Genomic DNA, 14,250 nt, shown 5'->3' with positions numbered 1-14,250 from the left:
AGAAGAACAAGACAAGACAGTCAGTAATACTGGTAATACTGAACAGTCTGATCAGTCTGGTGAACAAAAAAAGACAGTCAGTGGTACTGGACAGCCTGTCCAGTCTAAGCAGGGAGACAATCCGACTCTGTCTGGTAGTAATACTGATCAGTTTGACCGATCAGACTTACCAAGAATAGTCGTCAGAGATTCAGTCAAAGAAGACCGCGATGGGGGTGTGCATCAACTGTTTGTCTACCAGGATACTGAGGACAAAGAGAAACAGGCACGCCGCGATCTTGAGGACCGATTTGACGATGATCTCTATAAACTCGATGCTCGGGAAGCAATCTACCTTGCCGGGATGCAGAATTTAGATGACGCTGAGGATATTCTCCGCGAGTGGGGTGTGGATTTCTAACGTGAGAATTTTTCCACAGTAATACAAGGACAGGCGCAAAACCTACGACTTCAGTCGTGGGTGCACGTCACTAGCTCGATTCTTCATTCAGTACTGGAACTACAGCGGTCGAACTGAAAGACGCATTTCTACAGGTGGAGCAGGCCGAGTGCCTCGGGGCGTTCGAGAGAGCTTCGCACTCTCCTGATGACGAGACGTCTTCGGCATCTCGAACCACTTGACCCCGAGGTGGTTCAACTGAAGCGGTAGCGCGGAGTCCCCTTCTGCTCACGGCTTCGCCGTTCGCACGGTCAGCGGAACCTTCGGTTCCGCACTATCCTCAAGGAACGAGCGAAGCGAGTGAGTAGGGAGGGGAGGAGCGCGTTCGTATAGATTACAACAATGCCGTTGCCGGCCGGTCAACTCTTAACCCCTCTTAACCCTTCTTAATAGTAATACTGATCAGTTTGACTGATCAGACTACCAGAGAACAGTCGTCCGAGACTCGGTCAAAGAGAAACAGACACATCGCGATCTCGAGTCGTGAAACCTCGGAATCTGACCGGTGAAGGCGTCTTCAGTAGCCGATGGAACATGTGACAGACAGAGAGATAGCGACTGACACTCGATCGTGCCCCACTTTTGCTTTCGAATCTCCACTGGAGTGATGACTCATGGGTTCGAGTTTCGACTATGTATCTATTCAAGTTCTGAACCCAATTCTTTCGTGGTCGCTCTCGACTCGATCTCTCTGACTGGTCAGTCTCCGGTGGCTTATCGAACGGCCAATTCACAGTGGTATGACGTCGTGTGCAGTCACCGATGCAACTGTATCGCTGTCTGATCCTATTATTTGATGACGATTCGCCGTCCGACCGTAGGTGCCTTTGATTCCTACGAGTATGGGGAACTGGTCGTCGTCGCTGATGCGGTTGACGAACTAAATGGGTAGCTCGAGGACAAATAGATCCAAATCTTTTTCATAAAAAGCCGTCGCCACGGCGGTGATACGAAGCTCTCGATCCAGATGATCATCCCGAACTGTGCCCGTGCCTCGACGAGTCTGGATTCGGTGCTGATGAACTATCTAAACGAAAAGCAGCGCGAGTTCCCCGCCCCACCGTGGGCGGGGGTGAAGCGCGTCACTCCGGCGCGTGTTCCGTCTCTTCGATATACTGTTCAACCACTTCCTCCGACACCGCTCCCGTCGTCCCAACGTAGTATCCGACCTTCCAGAATCCGCCGCCCCAGAAATACGACTCTCGAATCTCGGGATACCGTTCCAGCAAGTGCTTGCCAGAGTACGACTTGAATTGTCGAGCGATGTTCGCAGGGCTGTACTTCGGGTCTGTTTGCACGAACAGGTGAACGTGGTCGTCTGCGATCTCCAAGGCGAGAATCTTGTGACCGAAGTGGTCAGCAGTCTCACCAAACAACTCCCGCACATCGTCTTCAACCACGTTGAGAACCGGGTGGCGGTACTTTGGACACCACACGAAGTGATACTTGCAGGAACTAACCAAATGTGCATGACGACGGTATTCTTCCACCCCTACTCCCTACATTTATGACACTCTGGAACGATTGTCAAAGCATGGGTGAAGAAGCCACAAAAACGATTCAGACGCGCCTTCACATAGCGTCTGGTGAACGAACGTGGCTTCACGACGCCCGCCTTGCATCACGCGAGATATTCAACGACACCATCCGCCTCACACAACAAGGGTACACGCGCACTGAGATACAGAACGAGGTTGACCGCGACGACTTCTTGCGGAACAACAAGTGCGCGGTCGTCGGCAAAGCCCTCCAAACGTGGGACTCATACCAGTCACTCCTTGACTGGTGGGAAGAACAGGCTGGTCCTGATGGAGGCAAGCCGACGCCGCCGAGTACGGACAAATCTGGTGCGTATCCGCTCGTGATGGCACACACGGAAGGCTACCGCCTCACCGTGGATGAAGACACGAATCGCGTCCAGTTCCGCATCAGTCCGAAACCCTACAAGAAGGTGAAAGGACACCTACGTGGCGAACCGGACGCGATGGACGAACTTCGAGACGCTATCACGTCGGATGAAGTGGATGTTGGGCAGGCCGAACTCCTGTACCGCGATGGCGTGTATTACTTACACGTCACGGTCACACGCGAGTTCAACGTGCCCGAACCCGACACCAGCGACACGCTTGTTGGCGTGGACATCAACGAACGCAACGTCGCTCTCACCGCCCTTGACCGCGACACGATGCGAACGAAGGGCACACTCGTCCTTGACTACGGACGAGTCAAGCAGGAACGCCAACGCTACCACACCATCACGAAACGCTGTCAAGAACACGGTAAGACGAGCATCCACCGGAAACTCGGTGACACGGAAGAGCGCTTCACCGAGTGGGTGTTGCATCGGTTTTCCCGTGCTGTTGTGGAGTTCGCAGAGCAATTCTCGAACCCGGTTATCGTGTTCGAGGATATGAGCGGTATCCGCGACGAAATCAAGTACGGGACGTATATGAACCGCCGATTGCACAAATTGCCGTTCCACAAGTTCGAGAAGTTCGTCTCGTACAAGGCGACGTGGCGAGAGATTCCCACGGACACAATAGATGCTTACTACAACTCGAAGACCTGTTCGTGTTGTGGTGAACGCGGCAGTCGGCAGGGACGGCGATTCCGGTGTACGAACGACGAGTGTGACGTGGTGCAAGACCACGCCGACCGGAATGCATCGGTGAACATCGCATGGCGCGAGAAGGCGAAACTCGACGGTAACACGACAAATTACCGGACTCACAAAACCCAACCGCAGGTGCGGTTGGTGCGTCTGTCCGGGTCGGGGCGTGTAAGCCGCCCAACCTCATCCCACTCGCTTGCCGAACAGGGAGTGCTAGCGCACGACTGAGGGAACTACAAAAGCCTCGGGCCACCGCGCCCGAGGTTGTTTACTGAGTCTCTGGAGACAGTCACACGGAATCATATGCCTCAGTCCTGGGCATTCGCAACGCACAGTCTGATCAAACCCCGCCGCGTCGCACTTGCTGAACAGGCCTGCGAGCAGCATGACCAAAGTAGCTCTATTGCCTGCTTGCTTCCCAAACCAGCCTCATTAGACGCTGCCATAGAGTCGGTCAAGTATATATTCAAGGTAATCTGAATAACCAAGTAAGAACTCACTAGGCAATCCACTAATCGTTTGAGGAAAGCACGATGTCACGTGCTTCTTGAGTGAGATTTTCAGTTGTGGTGCGGTTAGTATCAAATTTCTGCAATACAGATTTCGATGATGTTTCGTTGACACCGTCAATCTCGACTATACGCCCGATAAGGTCGTTCAGTTGGTTTCGTGATTGCACGCGGCTAATGACAACAAAGTCAATATCTCCCATGGTATAATAAACTTCTTCGACACCCTGAACCGCAGCCAGTTTCTCACCGATATTATCGGAGTACCCACTTTCGTGAGTAACCGATATTTCGGTGATTGCAACCATTTCCAAGCCGAATGCAAACGGGTCAATATCTGCGGTAATTCCTTTGATCACGCCATCATCCTTGAGTTTCTTTAGTCGATAGTGGATCGCTGACTTCGAGAGGTCCAATTCGTCAGCTAATGTTTCAAGACTAACGTCAAAGTCATCTTCAACCTTCTCAAGGATATCAAGATCAGTTTCGTCGAGATTAGAGGCTTTATGAGGAGCTTCCTTCATACAGGTCCGATTAGGGGTGCTATCTCAAGAAACTTTGTTCATAGTTGTTGGCAGTGCTCACATACGAATTGGAAATAATAGTACAGTATTTTCAATTAGGACGTAGAAATAATTTTTTAGCAATAATATAATCTGATAAAGTTATATTTTTACGGAGAGACAAAAACGACACGCGAATTTTCATACAAATTAGCCAGCACAATTACATACTAAGTCTAGCCGATAATATTGATTTTTATAGCCATATTAGGGATATAGTCGGATAGTCTTCTACCACCCCTAAATTATTTAAACTATTGTCCCAACATATCGTGCTATGGTATTACAAGCACACCTACACCTAGTCATAGAAAGAAAGTCAATGGATAGGAGGGATAAACAATGATCTCCGAACTTGAACTCAGTACGGTGATTATCCTCTTCGGGTGGATCCCGTTCTGGTGGGTTATCGCTCTCATCTCCCTCTACCGAATGAGAAAAAATGACGAACGTGCCGCTAACCGGGTACAGGAGGTTAAATCCGTATGACTAACTGGTCAATCGTTATACCTTTCGTGATGTATTTGCTGGGGCTGCTCGTATTCGGTTATCTTGCGAGTAAAAAACTGGATGGTCTCAGCGATTACCTTCTTGGTGGCCGTACGATTGGCAGCGGTGTTACCGCGCTCACGTTACAATCCACTTCGATGAGCGGTTTCATGTTTATGGGAGGGCCCGCACTTGCGTTCCAACAAGGGCTCTGGGCGCTCTGGTATGCGGCAGGTGATTTCGGCGGTGGACTTGTCAATCTCTCTATCCTTGGGCGAAACCTACGCCGAGTTACGGAAGCACTCGGATCACTCACACCTATTGAATGGTTGGAGGACCGTTACATGCATCCGAGCATTAGGGTTGCTGGCGCCACAATTGCAATTGTTTTTCTCGCTGCGTATGTATTCGCACAGTTCATCGCAGCCGGGAAAGCAATTGAATCTGTTATGGGGTTACCGTTCATATACGGCCTTCTTATTGGTGCTGGAGTCATCGTTTTGTATACGTTCGTTGGCGGCTACCTAGCGGTTGCCTGGACTGACGCATTTCAGGCAATCGTGATGGCTGTCGGTATCAACGTAATTCTTGTCGCCGCTATTCTTGAAGTCGGCGGACCTGGTGCCCTCATTACCGAGATAGCCGCGGTGGATCCCACATACCTCTCCATTTGGGGGAAAGGTCTTGCGCACGCTGGCGAATGGGGTGTAGTCGCGGGCGCAGTTCTTATTTACTCTATTGGATACATGGGTCTTCCACATGCAGTTGTCCGTCATCTCAGTATGGACGAACCAGATACAGCAAAAGGAGCTGCTATTTGGAACGTATTCTATAATACGTTCTTCGTCTATCAGCCGTATATCCTCGGATTGGTAGCGATCGTTCTCTTGCCGAATCTCTCTGATCCTGAGATGGCAATTCCTCGCCTCGCAACGTCACTGCTGCCTTCTGTACTAGCGGCAGTCATCCTCGCCGCGCTGATGGCTGCAGTTATGAGTACTGCCGACTCGCTGCTGATCATGGCAGGCTCGATCCTTTCCCGTGATGTTGTTCAGCGGTTCGCTGCTGATGATCTCTCTGATGACCAGATGTTTTTCTGGTCGCGAATGCTTGTGCTCGCAATCGGTGTTATCGGCGTTATTGTTGCCGCTGTCCAACCACCGGGTATATTTACTTTAGTCGTGTTCGCATTCGGTGGCCTCGGAACAGCATTTCTGGTACCGAACATTGCTGGTATCTACTGGGACCGCGCTAATTGGCAGGGTGCGCTCACAGCCATGATCGGTGGTGCAGGAACCAACATTGTTTGGACGGTATGGAACCTCCAAGAAGTATCCGCGATCCACCCGTTCTTCGCGGGACTGATCGTGTCGGCAGTCTTAATGATTGTTGTAACACTGATCACAGAACCACCAACTAAGCAAGTTGTTTCGATTGTTCAGCGCGCTCGTCGGGCTGAAACGGCTCCCTCGGGCACTATTCAAAAATCAACGCGGTCGCTCGCTCCGGAGGCGCGATCGATTGGCGAGTATCTCGCTGTCGACGATACAGCAGCACAGGTGACCGAAACTAACAGTCCGGCAGTCAATACCCAGTTGGCAGACGACTAACTATGGCAACTACCGGTCCTCAAACAACGATTGCAGTGTTCGAAACGGATATCTCACCTGCGACTGCAGCTGAGATACTGATAAAAACAGACGAAAAAATGGTCGATGCGACTGCTGACAGCCTAGTGTATTATCCCTACCATGTGTTTGGGTTCGACCTCCATGCAGAGGCACTCCTTGACGAGTTTGACGACCGCATCTACTGCGGGATTGATCTCTGTAATGACAAGGAGGTATTCATCGACGAGGTACCCAATACTATGGAACAGGTTGTCGATGAAGAAGCAATTGTTCCACCAGAGACAGGGATTCGAGACCCGGAACAAACCGCACGTGCCTATTTAATGGAACTCGCCCGAAAGGAACTGCGTGTCGGCTCGCCGCCAGACCTAACGGTCGTTGAAAACCGGCGCATCCATCGTCCATTTCATGTTGTGACATGTGAAACAACCACTGAACAGCGTTTGACGTATATTGTCGACGCCGTTACTGGCGATTTCCATAGAGTCTACCTCGACTGAAATTGTTCTAATCATGTCTTTTACCTGTTATATATCTTAAATCTCAGACGTAGATCTACAGGAATAGCAGGGTGAGTGCCTCGGGGCTTGATTCCGAGGTACTCCACAAGAGCCGTGTGGACTACAACGCTGCAAAAAATATTAGCTGAATTGGGGCGCTAATCTCCTTTCCTTAGCGAGTGGCGAAGCCGCGAGCAAGGTGGGATATAGCGCTCACACGAATTTCATTTACGTATTTCAATACTCTGCCACCTTGACGGCTGACATGAATAGTGAGATGCTCACTACGTTTCTGACGATATGAAAACGGATATGAAGCATGCATCGTCAGTTGTAGCTGAGTATCGAACTAGTAGAGTGGGTCATTCCGAAATCGACTGTGACGAGAGATCGCCTGCGAAGTCTGGAATCACTGTGGGATCTGGATAGGTCAGACAGATCTCGAGTGTGGCGACCACACGGAGACGATTGATCTGAAAATAAGGTAATATTCTGTATGGATCAAAGGGACATGCCGGCTTCACGGCGTCAGAATGTTCCCTCGAGAAAATAGCGATACGAGAGCTAGACCGATAGCACGGCCCGTGCGATTCAAGTAGGACAATCAGAAACGACCGGAGTTATTACGTTCTCTCGAAAATCTAAAGAAGTGGATACAAACTCACAAGTTGTCTCGGTGGATTCGCATAGCCGAACTCCAATGGAAAATTTTCGGGCGAGGAAAATCACAACTTTGGTGTGGGTTCTTTCGAGTGATATTGAATTTTGAGACAGAACGTAGGCTAGGTGTTTATCCTCGAGAACCAGTCAAAATAATGAAATATGAAATCAGAAATGGTCTCCAGAAAGGGCAATGATCAGGCGTCGGGCCAGCGCTCGATGTAAACCGTTTTGTCCGTGTAGAAGTGGATCATATCCTCACCCTGTGCATGCAAGTCACCGAAGAACGAGTCCTTCCGTCCACCGAAATGGAAGAAGGCCATTGGGGCAGCGGTGCCGGCGTTGACACCAAGATTACCGACATCTGCTTGGTGCCGGACCTTCCGCGCATCGGCGCCGCTACCGGTGAATAAGCTCGCAGCGTTACCGAAGTCACTTCGGTTCAGCACATCGATCGCCTCGTCAATGTCGGTGACTGGTAGCAAGCCAATCACCGGTCCAAATATTTCCTCACTGGCAATCGTCATTTCTGGATCAACATCGCTAAACACAGTTGGACCGAGGAAGTTGCCCTCCTCATAGCCGTTGATCTCCACATCGCGCCCATCAAGAAGTAGTTCAGCACCTTCGTCGATTCCGCTTGCAATCATGTCACGCACGCGTGACTCGTGTTCGGGCGTAATAAGCGCACCAATATCAGTTTCATCATCAAGACCATAGCCAACTGTCTGAGCCTCTGCCTCTTGGACAACGCGATCAACGAACTCCTCGTAGACACTTTCTTCAACGACAACGACATCATTTGCGAGGCACCGTTCACCACCACAAGCACAGGCTGACGACACCGTCTTCCTCGCAGCGAAGTCGAGATCGGCGGTCTCAGTGACAATGATGTGGTTTTTCGCACCACCCTGTGCCTGGACGCGCTTGCCGTTGGCTGCTGCACGCTCGTAGATTGTTTTCGCGACAGGCGTGGATCCAACGAACGACGCACCCTGGATTCCATCATGATCAAGCAGCGTATTCACAGTATCGACACTCCCATTGACGAGTTGAACGATACCATCTGGGAAACCTGCCTCATCAATCAACTCGAACAGACGCTGTGCGACGACTGGATCCTGCTCACTGGGCTTCAAAATGAACGCGTTCCCAGTTGCAACTGCATACGGCAAGAACCACAATGGAATCATGCCCGGGAAATTAAATGCCGTAATCGCGGTAAAAACACCTAATGGCTTACGGACTGCTGTTTCGTCGATATCCGGAGCAGCGTTCGGCAAATGACCCGCCTGCATCATCGAGGGAATACCGCAGGCGACCTCGACATTCTCGATTCCGCGACGGAGCTCGCCCTTTGCCTCGGCGAACGTCTTACCATGTTCTTGAACGAGGACCTCTGCAAGTTCGTCGTGATGTTCTTCGAGCAGTTGCTTGAACTCGAAAAGCGGCTGGATACGTTCTTCAACCGGACGCTCGCTCCAATCCTCAAACGCCTTTTGTCCAGCTTGTACTGCAGCATCAATATCATCAGTAGAACTGAACCCGACATAGGAAATTTCCTTGCCGGTAGCCGGATTAACAACACTCTGACCCTCATCGCTAGATGGTGTTTGCCAGTTGCCGTTGATATAGTTCTGTACGTCATCCCATGGCGGGGTGGTATTAAGCGACATCAGACATTTGCAACTACATCTCTCATATAATAAACCTTTCCCACAACCTCCAGAATAGAGGGGGAAATAGGATACAAATTCCCTAGTAATAGGGTATATTTAGAACAGAATTCTGGAAACGACCTAATTTCCCCAAAGATTAATCAGTGGTAAGATAATACCTGCCACACGCAAATGGCGAAACGAGAGTATCCCGCTGAACCTAGCCTAAATGAAGTTGAGGAGACTGACAAAGAGCACGTCTTTGGGACATGGTCGTTCCAAAAAGAGGTTAGTCCAACCGAGGTCGTTGATGCTGATGGCGTTCGGTTCACTACTGCAGACGGTGAGGAGTACATCGATTTTTCAAGCCAGTTGATGTGCTCAAACCTCGGCCATTCAGCCGACAAAGTTTCTGAAGCTGTTGCTGAGCAAGTACGTGAGGCAGCGTATGTTGCACCGAACTACACGACTGAAGCCCGCGCAAAACTCGGGGCAAAGCTCGCCGAGGTAACACCCGGTGATCTCTCAAAGACGTTCTTTTCGACTAGTGGCACGGAGGCAGTTGAGGCTGCTATCAAAATTGCACGCTTCTATACCGGAAAACAGAAAATCATCTCACGTTACCGGTCGTACCACGGTGCAACCTACGGATCAATCAGTGTTACTGGCGATCCTCGACGATTGAAGTCTGAACCCGGAATCCCGGGAACAATCAAGGCACCTGATCCATATGCGTACGGGTCGACATTGGATCCAATGGAGAGTGTTGAATACATTGATGAAATGCTTGAACTCGAGGGAGATACGGTCGCGGCAATTCTCGTGGAACCGATCGTCGGCTCGAACGGTATTCTGGTGCCACCGGAGGAGTATCTTCCACGGCTCAAAGAAATTGCCCACGACCACGGTGCGCTGCTGATTTGCGACGAAGTGATGTCTGGATTTGGACGAACAGGTGAGTGGTTTGGCTCTGACGTCTTTGATGTCGAACCCGACATCATGACAATGGCAAAAGGATTGACAGGCGCTTACCAGCCGCTTGGCGCCACGATCGTCAACTCTGAGATTGCCGACCACTTCGAGGAAAATATGCTCTGTCACGGCCACACATATGCTGGCCACCCTGCTGCAGTTGCTGCGGGGCTTGCGACATTAGAAACCTACCAAGAAGAGAATCTTATCGAACGAGCGAATGAAATGGGAGAATATCTAAGCGAGCACATCGATGAGCTCGCAGAGAAACATCCAAGTGTCGGTGATACTCGCGGTGTCGGCTTATTCCGTGGAATCGAACTTACAAAGGACCCTGAAGAACGCGTTCCATTTGGCAAGCGCGAAGACAAGATTAGTAGTGGGAGTACCGTCGTTGACGAAGTGACTACGACCGCCAAAGAACATGGGGCCTACGTCGCAAATATGATTAATACACTGATTATTGCCCCACCGCTCACGATCACTGAGGACGAAATTGATGAAGCGATCAAAGCAATCGATGCTGGCCTCAAGGTTTCTGACAACGCTATGAAAATATAAATCAAATAACCGGAACAGAATGTGAGTAAAACTGATAATTACTGACACGAGTATATTCAGATCGAATATTGGATACACAATGGCTGTTTAATGAGATCGGCACGGTGACTGGACTGGCTATGCAGTCCGTTGTACTCTGGCTGTAGATTCAATTTTTTAGTGTACTGATCAAGTTCTGACCAAGCGATGTGGCTCAAGAATCTGCGCTCGCAGACTCAATGCGACGATGAAGTCTCCCAACTTAGACCCTGTACAAATTTCTTTGTATCTTATATATACTTGAACACTGTTCTACCTCTTTCTTGTTGCACTGTACTTTGGACGATTATATTTAAACCACTAAAATATTATCATAAAATAATAAAACAATTTTTCACTGATGTTCTAATATGAGTGAGTATGTCTCGCGCTAAACACACCGGGAAGTTGACCACGCTTGTCGGCGACTTGGTACAGATCGAAACGGAAAATCCACCTGGCAACGAGAAAAAATGCGTAGAGTATATTGTCAAGTGGTTTGACGAGCACGGCATCAATGCAGAGTTAGTAGAAGAACCATATACCGACCGACCGCAAGTCGGTGCCCGCATTGGGGAAGGTGACCCGACACTTGTCCTGAACGGTCATATCGACGTCGTACCCGCAGGGGATATCGACGAGTGGACGCACAACCCCTACGACGCCGAGGTAGAAGACGGATATCTGTACGGACGGGGTAGCGTTGACATGAAGACGGGAATTGCGATAGCAATGTTGGCGACTGCGGAACTTGCCGAAGAAATCGAGGCTGGTGAGCTTTCGGGGTCGGTTGCGTTCCACGCCGCTATCGGCGAGGAGACCGCTGAGCCAGGAACGAAAACCTTGCTCGAGAACGGATATGACGGCGACTACGGTGTCGTGCTCGAACCGACCGAGATGCGAACCGCAACGAGCGAGAAAGGGTTGGCTTGGTACGAGATTACCGTCTCAGGCGATCCCTCACACGCGAGCCGTCCTGACCAGGGTTCGAACGCTATCCAGTATGCACGTCCCGTTCTCGATGCGCTCACTGACTACGATAAGACCGTACGGACTCGTGAGGATGATCTCGTCGGTCAGGCATACGCTACGGTGACAATGCTTGAAGCAGGAACAAAAGAGAACGTAGTCCCAGAACAAGCGACTATTACGATCGATCGACGCTTCCTTCCTGAAGAAAGCATTCAAGATATTGATACAGAGATCGACGAGTTACTTAATCAGGTCGCTGACCATCACGATATCGAAGTGTCATGGGAGCGTACTCGGACGTACGAATCAGCTGCTATCGATACAGACAGTTCTCTCGCAGAGGTATTCCGGCACCATTCGGCCAAGGTCGCAGACGTATCAACCGATCCATGGGGAGTCAATGCATCAACTGATGTCCGTAATTTCGTTAATGACGCTGATATTGAGGCTATTACCTGGGGTCCAGGCGACCTCTCGCAGGCTCACACCTACGATGAACGTGTTGAACTATCAGCTGCCAATGACGGGCTTGACGCACTCCTTGGTGCAGCACGTGAAGTACTCGATGGTGATTTAGAGTAGCTAAGTCACACTGGGACACAGATTGCTCGATAACGATTTCACCTAATATTGTATCAGGATATAGCAATATATGGGGAAATTTTCCTTCTGTAGTATTTTTCCATAGGATTTAGTACTAATAATACCAGTATATTTACAAGGTATTACGTTGATTCGATAATCAGACAATACATGACAATGCTTGGCATGCCCGAATCAATGTTCTTAGTATTCCTTGCGACGCTCGTTGCAGGGAGTCTAGGAGCAATTCACTATGTCGTCGCTCACATGATACTTGGAAGACCAATAAACGAGGTAGCAAAGGAACGTACTACGGAGAGTAGCAGTCCCGTGAAAGATCGTACAACCGACGGAGGACACACCGATGGCAGAAATTAATCCTTTTTATCTCGGGACGTTCATTGTATATCTCCTCATCGTACTCGCTATCGGAATTTGGGGATATACCAAGACATCTGACGTTATGGATTTCTGGGCATTTGGTCAGGACATGGGTCCGTGGCTGGCCACGTGGTCGTTCGTCGCGAATTTCGTGAGTGCAGTCAGCGTCATCGGATTTATCGGTGCAGTCTACGGCGAGGGCTACTCATTGATGACACACACCATCTTCGGGCTAATGCTTGGGACAAGTGCGCTCTATTTCGCAGTTGATCGGGTACGTAATCTCAACCTTTTAACATTCCCGGATATAATTGCCAGCGTAACAGGTTACGAGATTGCTCGGCCTATCGCGGGTGCGGTATTGCTTGGTAATGGATGGCTGTATCTGGTTATGCAGCTTGTTGGTGCGAGTCTGTTGGTTACGACGATTACTGGCGTTCCCTATGAATATATGGTATGGGTCATCGGCATTGTGTTCATCGCCTACACCGTCCTTGGTGGACTCGTCAGCGTTGCATGGACCGACTTTCTACAAGGAACGCTCATGGTCGGTGCAGTGTTGCTCTCGCTCGGATACATGGTATTTGACCTCGGAGGATTCACCGCTATTAATCAGCAGTTCGCTACGCTTGACTCTTCATACGTCCATCCCACGAACGAAGGCACTTACACTGCCATCGGTATTATCGCGACGATCGTCGCTTTCTTCGGAACTATCTTCACTGAGCAAAACAACATTGTACGCATCGCGGCAACGAGAGACGTCAAGACTGCAAAACTCCATCTTGCTGCGGCCGGCGTCATTCTGTCGGTGTTCTATTCGGCGCTTGTCATTCTCGGCGGTGCTACGACAGTTGCTCTTGACTTAAATGGACTAGCTGTCCAGACACAGGATGCAGCGTTCCCCACTCTTATCACTGATTACGTTCCTTCTGGTGTTGGCGTTATCATCATCATCGCGGTCATGAGCGCTATCCTTTCGACAACGGACACACGTCTGCACTCAACCGGTATCACCACTGCACGTGATATTTACAGCTACTTCCGTCCTGACGCCAGTGGTGCCTCTCAGCTTCGTGTCTCACGGGCTGCAACCATCATTTTCGGTCTCGCAGCGACTGCAGCAGCAGTTAATCCGCCCGGGACTATCATTGAACTCTACAACTTTCGGGCAGTCCTCCTGACCAGTGCATTCCTCATTCCAGTCTACCTAGGACTCTACTGGGCTGGTTTGAGTGGACGGGCTATCCTCGTATCCGTCGTCACCGGTGCAATACTCGGCGTCGGGACCGAATTTACTGGTGGCCTGTTTGGCGTCCCGTCAACCTTTATCGGGGTCGGTGCAGCAACGCTTGTGCTTTTCATCGGTCATGTCCTTCTCTCAGGCACTGAACCGAAGGGCGGAGCAATGGCTGGTGACTGACTACTTAACGAACTGATCCAACCATGTCTGAAATACCACACGCAATCGATGACGGCTTCAAGAGTTGTATGGGGTACCAACTACCGGATACACTTTATCGACCGCGTCAGTTCCGACGAGCACTCGAACAGCGCTCAGAGAGTATTAAATCAGCACTCAGCGATCACTTCGGTCATCCCGCCAGCATCTATTGTCACATTGATGAGAAGGCGCGTTCGCAGGAGCACACGCAAACTGACTCCAGTGTAATTATCGATCTCACAAACCGGAAACTGCGCGCT

The 14,250-nt window shown here is 50.2% G+C and carries 10 protein-coding genes; 7 read left to right on the top strand and 3 right to left on the bottom strand.

All coding sequences use genetic code 11. The features are described 5' to 3' along the window. The coding region (locus GCU68_RS21115) for a hypothetical protein (RefSeq protein WP_161991528.1) at nt 1-400 on the top strand (400 nt) is incomplete at its 5' end. Nucleotides 401-1,521: 1,121 nt separating this feature from the next. Here GCU68_RS21115 and tnpA read toward each other — a convergent pair. Continuing rightward, nucleotides 1,522-1,929, bottom strand: coding sequence for an IS200/IS605 family transposase (gene tnpA, locus GCU68_RS18580; protein ID WP_152944094.1), 408 nt, complete (start codon nt 1,927-1,929; stop codon nt 1,522-1,524). 44 nt (nt 1,930-1,973) lie between these two features. Between tnpA and GCU68_RS18575 the strand changes: the two genes are divergently transcribed. Next, the gene (locus GCU68_RS18575; RefSeq protein WP_152944092.1) at nt 1,974-3,278 is read left to right on the top strand and encodes an RNA-guided endonuclease TnpB family protein; all 1,305 of its coding nucleotides are present in this window, start codon (nt 1,974-1,976) and stop codon (nt 3,276-3,278) included. Between the two features lie 283 nt (nt 3,279-3,561). Here the strand turns inward: GCU68_RS18575 and GCU68_RS18570 are convergent, their stop codons facing one another. Continuing rightward, nucleotides 3,562-4,083, bottom strand: a complete 522-nt coding sequence (locus GCU68_RS18570) for an Lrp/AsnC family transcriptional regulator (RefSeq protein ID WP_152944090.1) — start codon at nt 4,081-4,083, stop codon at nt 3,562-3,564. 524 nt (nt 4,084-4,607) lie between these two features. Here GCU68_RS18570 and GCU68_RS18565 point away from each other — a divergent pair. Both GCU68_RS18565 and GCU68_RS18560 read left to right on the top strand, forming a co-directional pair. Beyond that, nucleotides 4,608-6,221, top strand: a complete 1,614-nt coding sequence (locus GCU68_RS18565; RefSeq protein WP_152944088.1) for a sodium/proline symporter — start codon at nt 4,608-4,610, stop codon at nt 6,219-6,221. 2 nt (nt 6,222-6,223) lie between these two features. Further along, entirely contained in the window at nt 6,224-6,742 is a 519-nt protein-coding gene (locus GCU68_RS18560; RefSeq protein WP_152944086.1) for a hypothetical protein, read from the top strand. Nucleotides 6,743-7,599: 857 nt separating this feature from the next. Here the strand turns inward: GCU68_RS18560 and GCU68_RS18555 are convergent. Then, nucleotides 7,600-9,078 carry a CoA-acylating methylmalonate-semialdehyde dehydrogenase gene (locus GCU68_RS18555; RefSeq protein ID WP_152944085.1) on the bottom strand — a complete coding sequence of 493 codons (1,479 nt, stop codon included), beginning with the start codon at nt 9,076-9,078 and terminating at the stop codon, nt 7,600-7,602. A gap of 174 nt (nt 9,079-9,252) precedes the next feature. On the opposite strand from GCU68_RS18555, the gene GCU68_RS18550 reads away from it, so the two are divergent. The 3 genes from GCU68_RS18550 to GCU68_RS18540 all read left to right on the top strand — a co-directional run bounded on the left by GCU68_RS18550 (nt 9,253) and on the right by GCU68_RS18540 (nt 13,969). Then, a complete protein-coding gene (locus GCU68_RS18550; protein WP_152944083.1) occupies nt 9,253-10,593 on the top strand; it encodes an aminotransferase family protein in 1,341 nt (446 codons plus the stop codon). A gap of 399 nt (nt 10,594-10,992) precedes the next feature. Next, entirely contained in the window at nt 10,993-12,165 is a 1,173-nt protein-coding gene (locus GCU68_RS18545; RefSeq protein ID WP_152944081.1) for a M20 family metallopeptidase, read from the top strand. Nucleotides 12,166-12,529: 364 nt separating this feature from the next. Next, complete coding sequence (locus GCU68_RS18540; protein ID WP_152944079.1) at nt 12,530-13,969, top strand: sodium:solute symporter family protein; 1,440 nt, start codon at nt 12,530-12,532, stop codon at nt 13,967-13,969. Nucleotides 13,970-14,250 lie beyond the last annotated feature (281 nt).

The organism is Natronorubrum aibiense (assembly GCF_009392895.1).
GTDB classification, from domain to species: Archaea; Halobacteriota; Halobacteria; order Halobacteriales; family Natrialbaceae; genus Natronorubrum; species Natronorubrum aibiense.
The sequence above is the reverse complement of the archived record's forward strand: the minus strand, read 5'-3'. Positions and strand labels throughout refer to the sequence as shown.